General features: G+C 61.1%; 11 protein-coding genes. 8 read left to right on the plus strand and 3 right to left on the minus strand.

Going from position 1 to position 13,493, the window contains the following annotated elements:
* Positions 1–191: 191 nt before the first annotated feature.
* From HU738_RS16490 to HU738_RS16505, 4 genes are all read left to right on the plus strand, one after another.
* Positions 192–2,114: a PrkA family serine protein kinase gene (locus HU738_RS16490; RefSeq protein WP_054885222.1), complete on the plus strand. Its 1,923-nt coding sequence runs from the start codon at positions 192–194 to the stop codon at positions 2,112–2,114.
* A gap of 141 nt (positions 2,115–2,255) precedes the next feature.
* Positions 2,256–3,527: a YeaH/YhbH family protein gene (locus tag HU738_RS16495; RefSeq protein WP_099813724.1), complete on the plus strand. Its 1,272-nt coding sequence runs from the start codon at positions 2,256–2,258 to the stop codon at positions 3,525–3,527.
* Positions 3,524–5,092 (plus strand): SpoVR family protein, encoded by a 1,569-nt coding sequence (locus HU738_RS16500; protein ID WP_186602905.1) that lies wholly within the window; start codon positions 3,524–3,526, stop codon positions 5,090–5,092. Before HU738_RS16495 ends, HU738_RS16500 begins: the two co-directional genes overlap by 4 nt.
* Positions 5,093–5,146: 54 nt before the next feature.
* A complete protein-coding gene (locus HU738_RS16505; protein WP_186602904.1) occupies positions 5,147–6,241 on the plus strand; it encodes a multifunctional CCA addition/repair protein in 1,095 nt (364 codons plus the stop codon).
* A 48-nt stretch (positions 6,242–6,289) separates the two neighbouring features.
* On the opposite strand, the gene folK is transcribed toward HU738_RS16505, so the two are convergent.
* Together folK and folB are read right to left on the minus strand one after the other, a co-directional pair.
* Positions 6,290–6,799 (minus strand): 2-amino-4-hydroxy-6-hydroxymethyldihydropteridine diphosphokinase, encoded by a 510-nt coding sequence (folK, locus tag HU738_RS16510; RefSeq protein WP_176506072.1) that lies wholly within the window; start codon positions 6,797–6,799, stop codon positions 6,290–6,292.
* Positions 6,790–7,146 carry a dihydroneopterin aldolase gene (gene folB, locus HU738_RS16515; protein ID WP_103448718.1) on the minus strand — a complete coding sequence of 119 codons (357 nt, stop codon included), beginning with the start codon at positions 7,144–7,146 and terminating at the stop codon, positions 6,790–6,792. The genes folK and folB overlap by 10 nt, the downstream gene beginning before the upstream one ends.
* 74 nt (positions 7,147–7,220) lie before the next feature.
* Here folB and plsY point away from each other — a divergent pair, with 74 nt between their 5' ends.
* Entirely contained in the window at positions 7,221–7,790 is a 570-nt protein-coding gene (plsY, locus tag HU738_RS16520; protein WP_054885227.1) for a glycerol-3-phosphate 1-O-acyltransferase PlsY, read from the plus strand.
* A gap of 15 nt (positions 7,791–7,805) precedes the next feature.
* Here the strand turns inward: plsY and tsaD are convergent, their stop codons facing one another.
* Complete coding sequence (gene tsaD, locus HU738_RS16525) at positions 7,806–8,831, minus strand: tRNA (adenosine(37)-N6)-threonylcarbamoyltransferase complex transferase subunit TsaD (protein ID WP_176506071.1); 1,026 nt, start codon at positions 8,829–8,831, stop codon at positions 7,806–7,808.
* A 204-nt stretch (positions 8,832–9,035) separates the two neighbouring features.
* Here tsaD and rpsU point away from each other — a divergent pair, with 204 nt between their 5' ends.
* The 3 genes from rpsU to rpoD all read left to right on the plus strand — a co-directional run bounded on the left by rpsU (position 9,036) and on the right by rpoD (position 13,437).
* Complete coding sequence (rpsU, locus tag HU738_RS16530; RefSeq protein WP_003255575.1) at positions 9,036–9,251, plus strand: 30S ribosomal protein S21; 216 nt, start codon at positions 9,036–9,038, stop codon at positions 9,249–9,251.
* A gap of 285 nt (positions 9,252–9,536) precedes the next feature.
* Positions 9,537–11,519: a DNA primase gene (gene dnaG / locus HU738_RS16535; protein WP_186602903.1), complete on the plus strand. Its 1,983-nt coding sequence runs from the start codon at positions 9,537–9,539 to the stop codon at positions 11,517–11,519.
* Between the two features lie 67 nt (positions 11,520–11,586).
* Positions 11,587–13,437 carry an RNA polymerase sigma factor RpoD gene (gene rpoD, locus HU738_RS16540; protein ID WP_186602902.1) on the plus strand — a complete coding sequence of 617 codons (1,851 nt, stop codon included), beginning with the start codon at positions 11,587–11,589 and terminating at the stop codon, positions 13,435–13,437.
* Positions 13,438–13,493: the final 56 nt, after the last annotated feature.

Here is a 13,493-nt window from a genome sequence, read left to right on the forward strand (position 1 = left end):
CCTTGCGGATAACCAACTATTCTTAAGCGCAGGCCATCCAAAAAAAGGGGAGAGCCGGTACACCGGCGTGCGGGTCATCGGTAGCGTTTCAGGGTGTTCTGGGGGGTATACAGCAATCGGCGAACCCGGTTGCATGCCAGCATCAGCTGACTGATCCGGCGTCGTCTCCACGTATCGAGCGAGGTGACGTCATGAGCATTTTTAGCCACTTCCAACAACGCTTCGAGTCTACGCGCCAGGAAGAACTCTCGCTGCAGGAGTACCTCGAGCTGTGCAAAGAGGATCGCAGTGCCTACGCATCGGCGGCTGAACGGCTGTTGCTGGCCATCGGTGAGCCAGAACTGATCGACACCTCAACCAACTCCAGGCTGTCGCGAATCTTTTCCAACAAAGTCATTCGCCGGTATCCGGCCTTTGCCGACTTCCATGGCATGGAAGAGTGCATCGACCAGATCGTTTCGTACTTCCGCCATGCCGCCCAAGGCCTGGAAGAGAAGAAGCAGATCCTCTATCTGCTGGGCCCGGTAGGCGGCGGTAAATCGTCGCTGGCCGAGAAACTCAAGCAGTTGATGGAAAAGGTGCCCTTCTACGCAATCAAGGGCTCGCCAGTGTTCGAGTCCCCCTTGGGCTTGTTCAATGCCACCGAAGACGGGGCCATTCTCGAGGAGGAGTACGGCATCTCGCGGCGCTACCTGAACACCATCATGTCGCCTTGGGCCACCAAGCGCCTGCAGGAGTTCGGCGGTGATATCAGCAAGTTCAGGGTAGTGAAGCTGTACCCCTCGATCCTTAACCAGATCGCCATCGCCAAGACCGAGCCGGGCGACGAGAACAACCAGGACATCTCCGCCCTGGTCGGCAAGGTCGATATCCGCAAGCTCGAGGAATTCCCGCAGAACGACGCCGATGCGTACAGCTATTCGGGCGCTCTGTGCCGGGCCAACCAGGGCCTGATGGAATTCGTCGAAATGTTCAAGGCGCCGATTAAGGTCCTGCACCCCTTGCTCACCGCCACGCAGGAGGGCAACTACAACAGTACCGAGGGCCTTGGGGCCATTCCCTATACCGGTATCCTGCTGGCCCACTCCAACGAATCGGAGTGGCACACCTTCCGCAACAACAAGAACAACGAGGCGTTCATCGACCGGATCTACATCGTCAAGGTGCCGTACTGCCTGCGCGTGAGCGACGAGATCAAGATCTACGACAAGCTGCTGATCAACAGCTCGCTGGCCAAAGCCCATTGCGCGCCAGACACGCTGAAGATGCTCGCCCAGTTCACCGTGCTCTCACGCCTGAAGGAGCCGGAAAATTCCAATATCTATTCGAAGATGCGCGTCTACGACGGCGAAAACCTCAAGGACACCGACCCGAAAGCCAAGTCGATCCAGGAGTACCGCGATGCGGCGGGGGTCGATGAAGGCATGAACGGCCTGTCGACCCGCTTCGCCTTCAAGATTCTCTCCAAGGTGTTCAACTTCGACCCGCACGAAGTGGCAGCCAACCCGGTGCACCTGCTGTACGTGCTGGAACAGCAAATCGAGCAGGAACAGTTCCCGGCCGAAGTACGCGAGCGCTACCTGCGCTACCTGAAGGAGTACCTGGCACCGCGCTACATCGAGTTCATCGGCAAGGAAATCCAGACGGCCTACCTCGAGTCCTATAGCGAGTATGGTCAGAATATCTTCGACCGCTACGTGCTGTACGCCGACTTCTGGATTCAGGACCAGGAATACCGCGATCCGGAAACCGGCGAGATTCTCAACCGCATCGCCCTCAACGAAGAACTGGAAAAGATCGAGAAACCGGCAGGCATCAGCAATCCGAAGGATTTCCGCAACGAGATCGTCAACTTCGTGCTGCGTGCCCGTGCCAACAACAACGGCAAGAACCCGAGCTGGCTCAGCTACGAGAAGCTGCGGGTGGTGATCGAGAAGAAAATGTTCTCCAACACCGAGGACCTGCTGCCGGTCATCAGCTTCAACGCCAAGGCCAGCAAGGAGGACCAACAGAAGCACAACGACTTCGTCACGCGGATGGTGGAACGTGGCTACACCGACAAACAGGTGCGCCTGCTGTCGGAATGGTACCTGCGGGTCAGGAAATCGCAATAAAGCGGCAAGCTACAAGCCGCTCGCTTCAAGCTGCCCAGCGCCGAGCGCAAGCCCGGCGCCGTAGCTTCAAGCAGCGGTGGCTGCTGATTCCGGCAGCCTGAAGCTTGTGGCTTGCAGCTGCTCCCAGCTACCGGAGGGACCATGAGCTACGTTATCGACCGACGCCTGAACGGCAAGAACAAGAGCACGGTCAACCGCCAGCGCTTCCTGCGGCGTTACCGTGAACACATCAAGAAGGCCGTCGAAGAGGCCGTGAGCCGCCGTTCCATCATGGACATGGAACATGGCGAACAGATCAGCATTCCGGGACGGGACATCGATGAACCGGTGCTGCACCATGGTCGGGGCGGCAAGCAGACCATCGTCCACCCAGGCAACAAGGAGTTCACCGCTGGCGAGCATATCCCTCGGCCACAAGGCGGCGGGGGCGGCGGGGGCCGCGGCAAGGCCGGCAACTCCGGCGAGGGGATGGACGACTTCGTCTTCCAGATCACCCAGGAAGAGTTTCTCGAATTCATGTTCGAAGACCTCGAACTGCCCAACCTGGTCAAACGCCACCTGACCGGCGCCGACACCTTCAAGACCGTGCGTGCTGGCATCGCCAACGAGGGCAACCCATCACGCATAAACATCGTCCGTACCCTGCGCTCGGCGCACGCCCGGCGCATCGCCCTGACCGGCAGCAGCCGTGCGCTGCTGCGCGAAGCACAGAAGGAACTGGACCGGCTGAAGATCGAAGAACCCGACAACTTCACCGATATCCAGGAAGTCGAACAGGAAATCGAACGGCTCAAGGCACGCATCAACCGCCTGCCCTTCCTCGACACGTTCGACCTCAAGTACAACCTGCTGGTCAAGCAACCCAACCCCAGTTCCAAGGCGGTGATGTTCTGCCTGATGGACGTGTCCGGCTCGATGACTCAGGCCACCAAGGACATCGCCAAACGCTTCTTCATCCTGCTGTACCTGTTCCTCAAGCGAAACTACGACCGGATCGAGGTGGTGTTCATCCGCCATCACACCAGCGCCCGCGAAGTCGACGAGGAAGAATTCTTCTATTCCCGGGAAACGGGCGGCACCATCGTCTCCAGTGCGCTGAAGATGATGCAGGAAATCATGGCTGAGCGTTACCCGGCCGCCGACTGGAACATCTATGCCGCCCAGGCCTCCGACGGCGACAACTGGAACGACGACTCGCCGATCTGCCGCGAGATCCTGTCCAAGCAGATCATGCCGCATGTGCAGTACTACACTTACGTTGAGATCACCCCCCGTGAGCACCAGGCGTTGTGGTACGAGTACGAGCGAATCGGCGAAGCCTTCCCCGACACATTCGCCCAGCAGCAGTTGGTATCGGCCGGCGATATCTACCCGGTCTTCCGTGAACTCTTCCAGCGCAGGTTAGCCACATGACCGCCAGAGCACAGAGACGCCAACCCATATCCACCGGGTCCGAGTGGACGTTCGAACTGATCCAGACCTACGATCGGGAAATCAGTCGGCTGGCCGAGCGTTACGCCCTGGACACCTACCCCAACCAGATCGAGGTGATCACTGCCGAGCAGATGATGGATGCCTACGCGTCCGTCGGCATGCCGCTGGGTTACCACCATTGGTCCTACGGCAAGCAGTTCCTCAGTACCGAGAAGTCCTACAGCCGGGGCCAGATGGGCCTGGCGTATGAGATCGTGATCAATTCCGATCCGTGCATCGCCTACCTGATGGAAGAGAACACCATGTGCATGCAGGCACTGGTGATTGCCCACGCCTGCTATGGCCACAACAGCTTCTTCAAAGGCAATTACCTGTTCCGCACCTGGACCGACGCCACATCGATCATCGATTACCTGGTGTTCGCCAAGCAGTACATCGCGCAGTGCGAGGAACGCCACGGCATCGACGCCGTGGAGGACCTGATCGACTCCTGCCATGCGCTGATGAACTATGGGGTGGACCGCTACAAGCGCCCCTATCCGATCTCCGCCGAGGAAGAACGCCGGCGTCAGAAAGACCGGGAAGAGCACCTGCAGCGGCAGATCAACGACCTGTGGCGCACGATCCCAAAGACTGCGGACAAAGGCGGTGACCGCGACGATGCCCGCTTCCCCTCCGAGCCGCAGGAAAACATCCTCTACTTCATCGAGAAGAACGCTCCGCTGCTCGAACCCTGGCAGCGCGAGGTGGTGCGCATCGTGCGCAAGATCGCGCAGTACTTCTACCCACAGCGCCAGACCCAAGTGATGAATGAAGGTTGGGCCACCTTCTGGCACTACACCCTGATGAATGACCTGTACGACGAAGGCCTTATCACTGAAGGCTTCATGATCGAGTTCCTGCAGTCCCACACCAGCGTGGTGTTCCAGCCCGGTTTCGACAGCCCGTACTACAGCGGCATCAACCCGTATGCACTGGGCTTTGCCATGTACACCGACATCCGCCGCATGTGCGAAAACCCGACGGAGGAAGATCGCCACTGGTTCCCCGACATTGCCGGCAGTGACTGGCTTTCTACCATCAAGTTCGCCATGAGCAGCTTCAAGGACGAGAGCTTCATCCTGCAGTACCTGTCACCCAAGGTGATGCGGGACCTGAAGCTGTTCAGCATCCTCGATGACGACCAGCGCGACGACCTGCTGGTACCGGCCATCCATGACGAAGCGGGTTACCGGATCATTCGTGAGCAACTGGCTGCCCAGTACAACCTGGGCAACCGCGAGCCCAACGTGCAGATCTGGAGCATCGACCGCCGCGGCGACCGCTCGCTGACCTTGCGCCACCAGCAGCACAACCGCAAACCGCTGGGCGACTCCACCGAGGAAGTGCTCAAGCATCTGCACCGCTTGTGGGGCTTCGATATCCACCTGGAGACCGTACAGGGTGACCAGGTGGTCAAGACCCATCACATGCCGCCGCGCGGGGAACATGCCGAGAGCGGCGACTACGGGCGCATGGACCTCGCCGTCATCCACCACCTCTGATGCACCGCCATTACTGCCAACAGGTTATCCTGTGGGCAGTAATGGAGGCTGCACATGCACATCTACAAAGTCGGCGGCGCAGTACGCGACCGCCTGCTCGGGCTCCCGGTCAGTGATATCGACTGGCTGGTGGTCGGCGCCACGGTCGAGGAAATGCATGCCCGGGGCTTCCGCCCGGTCGGCGCTGATTTCCCGGTGTTTCTGCATCCAGAGACCGGCGAGGAATATGCCCTCGCACGCACAGAGCGCAAGAGCGGACGCGGTTATGGCGGGTTCACCTTTCACGCCAGCCCGGACGTCACGCTGGAGGAAGACCTGATCCGCCGCGACCTGACCATCAATGCGATGGCCGAGGATGAACAGGGCGTGGTCTTCGACCCTTACCATGGCCAGGCCGACCTTGCACAACGCATTCTGCGCCATGTTTCCCCGGCATTCGCCGAAGATCCCTTACGTGTGCTGCGTGTTGCCCGCTTTGCCGCACGTTACGCCCCCTTGGGCTTCAAGGTCGCCGATGAAACACTGGCGCTGATGCGCCAGATCGCCGAATCGGGCGAATTGCAGGCGTTGACAGCCGAACGTAGCTGGAAAGAGATCGAACGGGCGCTGATGGAAAGTCAGCCGCAAGTGTTCATCCAGGTATTGCAGGCCTGTGGCGCTTTGAACGAGTTGATGCCTGAGCTGGAGCAGCCTGCGCACACACTGGTTGCCCTGCGCCGGGCGGCAGAGCGTCAACAGCCGCTGGCTGTGCGCTGGGCGTGCTTGTTGCGAGGGCTGGAGCCAGCGGCGATCAAAGCACTCAATCAGCGTTTCAAGGCGCCGCGTGAATGCCAGGAACTGGCCGTGCTGGTGGCTGAGTTTGCCGCGCAGGCCGACAACGCTTTGCAGCTGGCACCTGCAAATTTGCTGGAAATGTTGCAGAAGTTCGACGTTTATCGGCGGCCGCAGCGTTTCGAGGATTTCATTGCCGCGTGTGCAATGGCCACCTGTGAAAGTTATCCACAGGGCGATTATCTGCGGGGGGCAGCCAACGCAGCCCGGGCAGTGGATGTGAAACCGTTGGTGCAAGCCGGGTTGACCGGTCAGGGCTTGGGCGAGGCCCTCAAAGGCGAGCGACTCAAAGCGCTCGAGGCTTACAAGCAGGGCTGACCACGCGGGCCTCCTCGCGGCTAATGCCGCGAAGAGGCCGGCACGGGCTCACGCCTGAGTCAGCTGCAACCCCCGCCATTCGAACGCGACCGGCGCCAGCACCTGATCGATCCGCGCCTCCTGCCACAACTGCGCCATGCTCTTCCCTGCCCCAGGGTGCACCAGCTCCGGCGCCAAAAGCGACAACGGCCACAGCACAAACGCATTCTTCAGGATCTCTGCCCTGGGCAGTACCAACCCATCGAAGGTGCCGTGCAAATCGTTGTACATCAGCACATCAATATCCAGCGGCAGGCCCTTGCGATCCGGGGCATAGCGACCATTGTCCGCCTCGATGAACTTGAGCCGGCGATCCAGCTCCATCAGCGGCAGACCGGTTTTGCCGGTGACCACGAAGTTGATGAACGGCCCGCTCTTGATCCCCACCGCCTGGCTCTCGAATGCCGGGGAACACTGCATGTCACTGAGAATGGCCGCCAGCGCATCGAGCCCCGCACACAGGTGCTGGTGGCGATCAATGTTGCTGCCAAGGCCCAGGTAAACGGTGTTCAGAGACATCCGCGCTCGATCTCCACGCCAACACCGCCGCGGGCAGCGGGAACGGCCCCCGGCTTGGTCAGCTTCAACCGCACCCAGGGAATATGGAACTCTTCCATCAGCGCGGCCACCAGGCGCTCGGCGAAGGTTTCCACCAGTTCGAAGCGCGCCTGCTCGGCAAATGCCTGGACCCGCGCCGACACACTGGCATAGTCGAGTGCCAGGTTCAGGTCATCACCGGCCGCTGCCGGGCGGTTGTCCCAGGCAAAACTCAGGTCCAGGCGCAGGCACTGGCGAATATCCCGTTCCCAGTCATAGGCGCCGATGACGGTATCGACTTCCAGGCCTTCGATGAACACTCTGTCCAAGCACTTCTCTCCACAGCACGACAAGGGCGACTGGCGCCGTTAGAATCAGGGCGTCCTCGCCCGGAATAGTTAGCATGTTTTGGTTACTGGCGTTGCTCGCCTACCTGCTCGGCTCGCTGTCCTTCGCCATCGTCCTCAGCCGCCTTTCGGGCAGCCCGGACCCTCGTTCCAGCGGTTCGGGCAATGCCGGCGCCACCAACATGCTACGCCTGGCGGGCCGTAAACTGGCGATCCTGACCCTGCTCGGCGACCTGTGCAAGGGGCTGTTGCCGGTTTTGCTCGCCCGCGCTGCCGGCCTTGGCCTGCAAGAGCAAGCCTGGGTCGGCGTGTGCGCAGTGCTCGGCCACCTGTTCCCGCTGTATTTCCGCTTCCGCGGCGGCAAAGGCGTCGCCACTGCCGCGGGCATGCTCATGGGCCTGTATTTCCCAGCCGCACTGCTGGCCATCGGCGCTTGGCTGTTGACCTTCTATCTCACTCGCACCAGCTCGCTGGCGGCGCTTGTGGCAACCCCGCTGACCTTGCCACTTCTGGCTTGGCGAGAGCCGGAGGCGCTGCTGCCGATCGCCGTGCTGACGGTGATGATCGTCTGGCGCCACCGCAACAATCTGCGCGACTTGTTTGCCGGGCGCGAAAGGCATTTCTGACGCGCCCGCACGCCTTCACAGCGGCGGCAGCTGCTCCATGGGCCAGCGTGCCTGCACGCTGATGGCCAAGTCCTGCTGCTGCCCGGCCAACAGACGCTGGCAACCGGCATAGGCGATCATCGCACCGTTATCAGTGCAGAACTGTGGCCGCGCGTAGTACACGTTGCCCTTGAGACCGGCCAGCATGTCTTCCAGGGAGGCGCGCAAGGCCTTGTTGGCGCTCACGCCACCCGCGATGACCAGGCGCTTGAGGCCAGTCTGCTTGAGGGCGCGCTTGCACTTGATGGTCAGAGTCTCCACCACCGCCTGCTGGAAAGCCAGGGACAGGTCGCAACGGGTTTGCTCGTTGTCGTCGCCAGCATTCTTGCACTGCTGCCAGGTGTTCAGGGCGAAGGTCTTGAGGCCACTGAAGCTGAACTCAAGGCCCGGCCGATCGGTCATCGGCCGCGGGAACACGAAGCGCCCAGGCACACCCCGCTCGGCCAGGCGCGCGATTTCCGGCCCACCCGGGTAGTTGAGGCCGATCAGCTTGGCGGTCTTGTCGAACGCTTCGCCGGCAGCATCGTCGAGGCTCTCGCCCAGCAGCTCGTACTGGCCGATGCCATCCACCCGCACCAGCTGGGTGTGGCCGCCGGAAACCAGCAAAGCGACGAACGGAAACTCGGGAGGGTTTTCCTCCAGCATCGGCGCCAGCAGGTGGCCTTCCATATGATGCACACCGATCGCCGGGATATCCCAGGCGAAAGCCAGGGCCTGGGCGCACGAGGCGCCAACCAACAGCGCACCGACCAGGCCAGGGCCGGCCGTGTAGGCGATGGCGTCGATCTCGGTGGCGACGCAGCCAGCTTCCTCCAGCACCTGGCGGATGAGCGGCAGCATGCGCTTGACGTGGTCACGCGAGGCAAGCTCGGGCACCACGCCACCGAACACGCGGTGCAGGTCGATCTGACTGAACAGCGCGTCGGCTAACAAACCGCGCTCGCTGTCGTATAATGCGACGCCGGTTTCGTCGCAGGATGTTTCCAATCCCAGTACTAGCATGGGCTCGTCCCTTGTGGGGGCTGAATTCGAAGCCGCGCATGATAGTCCCCGTGCCGGGTGCCGACCAGCGGTTTTCGATCAGAGGCTTTGCATTCCGGCGTACTAAGGGTTAACATCCGCAACCCTTGAAAACCGACGTTCTCCAGCACACCTTTGTTTTGCCAGGAGCACGTCTACCCCGGTAATGAATTAAGGTAGCCCTGGATGCCAGCCGTCAAAGTTAAAGAGAACGAACCCTTCGACGTAGCTCTGCGTCGTTTCAAGCGCTCCTGCGAAAAAGCCGGTGTACTGGCTGAAGTTCGTAGCCGCGAGTTTTACGAGAAGCCGACCGCCGAGCGTAAGCGCAAAGCAGCTGCAGCTGTTAAGCGTCACGCCAAGAAAGTTCAGCGCGAACAGCGCCGCGCCGTTCGCCTGTACTAATACAGACGTTCTACGCAAGAGCTTCTGCCCTGCCCGGCTCACTGCCGGGCCGATGGCAGCGGTTTGCTTGGCCTTGAGCAGCTAGCCCAAGGTGCCTGCAGCAACTTGCAGCGGGCAAATGGTTTCAAAGCGTCAGATCTGGTTTCGGCCAGTCGTGCACGTCCTGACTGACGAGCCCCCGGCAAGCCGGAGGCTGGCGACGAGCACACACTCCCTCGCACTTCCCCTAGCATCACTCGCCCCGTTAGCGTTTAGACTTGCCAGTTGCCAGATGACGAGACTGCCATGGCCGGGCTGATTCCCCAAAGCTTCATCGACGACCTGATCAACCGCCTCGATATTGTCGATGTGGTGAGTTCGCGCGTTCAGCTGAAAAAAACCGGCAAGAACTACTCCGCCTGCTGCCCGTTTCACAAGGAAAAGACCCCTTCATTCACGGTCAGCCCAGACAAGCAGTTCTATTACTGCTTCGGCTGCGGTGCCGGCGGCAACGCCCTTGGTTTCGTCATGGACCACGACAACCTGGACTTTCCCCAGGCCGTCGAGGAACTGGCCCGCGCAGCCGGCATGGAAGTGCCCAGGGAACAAGGCCGTCGCGACAACAAGCCGCGCCAGCCAACCGATTCGCCGCTGTACCCATTGCTCGATGCCGCCTCGGAGTTCTACCGCCAGGCCCTGCGTAGCCATCCGACCCGCAAGGCAGCGGTGGACTACCTCAAGGGCCGTGGCTTGTCTGGCGAGATCGCCCGTGACTTCGGCCTGGGCTTCGCGCCGCCGGGCTGGGACAACCTGCTCAAACACCTGGGCGCCGACAGCCTGCAGCAAAAGGTGATGATCGACGCCGGCTTGTTGATCGAGAATGCCGAAAGCGGCAAACGCTACGATCGCTTCCGCGACCGGGTGATGTTCCCGATCCGCGACAGCCGTGGGCGCATCATCGCTTTTGGCGGCCGGGTACTGGGCGACGACAAGCCCAAGTACCTCAACTCACCGGAAACCCCGGTGTTTCACAAGGGCCAGGAACTCTACGGGCTGTACGAGGCACGCAAGCACAACCGCAACCTCGACGAGATAATCGTCGTCGAAGGCTACATGGACGTGATCGCCCTGGCCCAGCAAGGCCTGCGCAATGCCGTCGCCACCCTCGGCACCGCGACCAGCGAAGAGCACCTCAAGCGCCTGTTCCGCGTAGTGCCCAGCGTACTGTTCTGCTTCGACGGCGACCAGGCGGGGCGCAAGGCTGCCTGGCGGGCACTGGAATCGACCCTCTCGGCACTGCAGGATGGCCGCCGTGCGCGCTTCCTGTTCCTGCCAGAAGGTGAAGACCCGGACAGCTTGGTACGCGCCGAAGGCACCGATGCCTTCATGGCCCGGATCAACCAGCACGCACAGCCACTGGCCGACTATTTCTTCGAGCAACTGAGCAACGAAGCCGACCCGCGCTCGCTGGAAGGCAAGGCCCACATGGCCACCCTGGCTGCACCGTTGATCGAAAAGATCCCCGGTGCCAACTTGCGTCAGCTGATGCGCAACCGCCTGAAGGAAATCACCGGCCTCGACCCTCAGCAGGTCGAGCAACTGGCGCAGCAGGCCCCGGCGACCAGCAGCGTGCCAGATTACGACCCAGGCTATGACTACGATGCCATGGCCAGCTACACCCCCGACTACGGCGACCTGCCACAGCCGGACTACGCCCCCGTTCATCAGCAACAGGAGTGGAAGCCAAACAAAGGCGGGGGCAAGAAGCAGTGGGGCGACAAGCCCTGGGACAAGAACCGCAAGGGTGGCAAGCCATGGCAGCAGCGCGACGAAGCACCGCCGCGGGTGCCGGCACCGGTCGAACCACCGACCCTGGCCGCCCTGCGCACCTTGCTGCACCATCCATTGCTGGCCGGCAAGGTCGAGGATGCCAGCCACTTCGCCGACGAAGAACACCTGTACAGCCAGCTGCTGGTGGCCCTGATCGAAGCTGCGCAGAAGAATCCTGGGCTAAGCTCAATGCAGTTGATCGCACGTTGGCACGGCACTGAACAAGGCCGCCTGCTGCGGGCCCTGGCCGAAAAGGAATGGTTGATCGTGGCCGACAACCTTGAACAACAGTTTTTCGACACTATAACTAGCTTGTCCGCCCGCCAACGCGAGCGCAGCCTGGAACAACTGCTCAGGAAATCACGTCAAAGCGAATTGACCAGCGAGGAAAAATCACAGCTCCTCGCCCTGCTGAGCCGGAATGTTCCCGCACAAACGCCGACCTCATCTGGCGCGTGAGGCCCATGCTCGGGTATAATCCTCGGCTTGTTTTTTGCCCGCCAAGACCTTCAGTGGATAGGGTGTTATGTCCGGAAAAGCGCAACAGCAGTCTCGTATCAAAGAGTTGATCACCCGCGGTCGTGAGCAGGGCTACCTGACTTACGCGGAGGTCAACGACCACCTGCCTGAGGATATTTCAGATCCGGAACAGGTGGAAGACATCATCCGCATGATCAACGACATGGGGATCAACGTATTCGAGAGTGCTCCGGATGCGGATGCCCTTCTGTTGGCGGAAGCCGACACCGACGAAGCCGCGGCCGAAGAAGCCGCTGCTGCGTTGGCGGCAGTTGAAACCGATATCGGCCGCACAACCGACCCGGTGCGCATGTACATGCGCGAAATGGGTACCGTCGAGCTGCTGACTCGCGAAGGCGAAATCGAAATCGCCAAGCGAATCGAGGAAGGCATCCGTGAAGTCATGGGCGCCATCGCTCACTTCCCGGGTACTGTCGACTACATCCTCGGCGAATACGACCGCGTCACCGCCGAGGGCGGCCGCCTGTCCGACGTTCTCAGCGGTTACATCGACCCTGACGACAACATTGCCGCACCGACCGACGAAGTGCCAGTACCTGGTGCCAAGGCGCCTGCGGCCAAGGAAGAGTCGGACGACGAAGACGAGGAAAGCGAAGGGGGCGATGACGAGGAAGAGACCGAAAGCGGTCCCGATCCGGTTGTCGCAGCCCAGCGCTTCGGTGCCGTTGCCGATCAGCTCCAGGCCACCGCCAAGGTCCTGAAAAAGCACGGCCGTGACGGCAAGGAAAGCATCGAGGCCCTGCAGGCCCTGGCTGACCTGTTCATGCCGATCAAGCTGGTGCCGAAGCAGTTCGACGTCCTGGTCGAGCGTGTGCGCGATGCCCTGAACCGCCTGCGTCAGCAAGAGCGCGCGATCATGCAGCTGTGTGTGCGTGATGCCCGTATGCCGCGTGCGGACTTCCTGCGCCTGTTCCCGGGCAATGAAACCGACCAGACCTGGTCCGGTGATTTGGCCAAGCGCAACACCAAGTGGGCAGCTGCTCTGGGTGAAAAGGACGCCGCCATCGTCGCTTGCCAGCAGAAGCTGATCGACCTCGAGACCGAGACCGGCCTGACCGTCGCCGAAATCAAGGAAATCAACCGCCGCATGTCCATCGGCGAGGCGAAAGCCCGCCGCGCCAAGAAAGAAATGGTCGAGGCGAACCTGCGTCTGGTGATTTCCATCGCCAAGAAGTACACCAACCGGGGCCTGCAGTTCCTCGACCTGATCCAGGAAGGCAACATTGGCCTGATGAAGGCGGTGGACAAGTTCGAGTACCGTCGCGGTTACAAGTTCTCGACCTACGCCACCTGGTGGATCCGTCAGGCGATCACCCGCTCGATCGCCGACCAGGCGCGCACCATCCGTATTCCGGTGCACATGATCGAGACGATCAACAAGCTCAACCGTATTTCCCGCCAGATGCTGCAGGAAATGGGCCGTGAGCCGACCCCGGAAGAGCTCGGTGAGCGCATGGAAATGCCTGAGGACAAGATCCGCAAGGTATTGAAGATCGCCAAAGAACCGATCTCCATGGAAACCCCGATCGGCGACGACGAAGATTCGCACCTGGGCGACTTCATCGAGGACTCGACCATGCAGTCCCCGATCGACGTGGCCACGGTCGAAAGCCTCAAGGAAGCGACCCGTGACGTGCTCTCGGGCCTGACCGCACGCGAAGCCAAGGTGCTGCGCATGCGCTTCGGTATCGACATGAACACCGACCACACCCTTGAAGAGGTAGGCAAGCAGTTCGACGTGACCCGTGAGCGGATCCGTCAGATCGAAGCGAAGGCGTTGCGCAAATTGCGCCACCCGACTCGCAGCGAGCATCTGCGCTCCTTCCTCGACGAGTGATGACGAACCCCGGCCCAGGCCGGGGTTTTTCTTATCCGACAAATAGTTGTGATCGG

Source organism: Pseudomonas vlassakiae (genome assembly GCF_014269035.2).
Taxonomy (GTDB): Bacteria; Pseudomonadota; Gammaproteobacteria; order Pseudomonadales; family Pseudomonadaceae; genus Aquipseudomonas; species Aquipseudomonas vlassakiae.

Coding starts and splice junctions, on each gene's coding strand:
- plsY (WP_054885227.1), top strand. CDS start 7,221: ATGTTTTGGTTACTGGCGTTGCTCGCCTACCTGCTCGGCTCGCTGTCC.
- rpoD (WP_186602902.1), top strand. CDS start 11,587: ATGTCCGGAAAAGCGCAACAGCAGTCTCGTATCAAAGAGTTGATCACC.
- dnaG (WP_186602903.1), top strand. CDS start 9,537: ATGGCCGGGCTGATTCCCCAAAGCTTCATCGACGACCTGATCAACCGC.
- HU738_RS16500 (WP_186602905.1), top strand. CDS start 3,524: ATGACCGCCAGAGCACAGAGACGCCAACCCATATCCACCGGGTCCGAG.
- folK (WP_176506072.1), bottom strand. CDS start 6,799: ATGTCTCTGAACACCGTTTACCTGGGCCTTGGCAGCAACATTGATCGC.
- tsaD (WP_176506071.1), bottom strand. CDS start 8,831: ATGCTAGTACTGGGATTGGAAACATCCTGCGACGAAACCGGCGTCGCA.
- HU738_RS16505 (WP_186602904.1), top strand. CDS start 5,147: ATGCACATCTACAAAGTCGGCGGCGCAGTACGCGACCGCCTGCTCGGG.
- HU738_RS16495 (WP_099813724.1), top strand. CDS start 2,256: ATGAGCTACGTTATCGACCGACGCCTGAACGGCAAGAACAAGAGCACG.
- HU738_RS16490 (WP_054885222.1), top strand. CDS start 192: ATGAGCATTTTTAGCCACTTCCAACAACGCTTCGAGTCTACGCGCCAG.
- rpsU (WP_003255575.1), top strand. CDS start 9,036: ATGCCAGCCGTCAAAGTTAAAGAGAACGAACCCTTCGACGTAGCTCTG.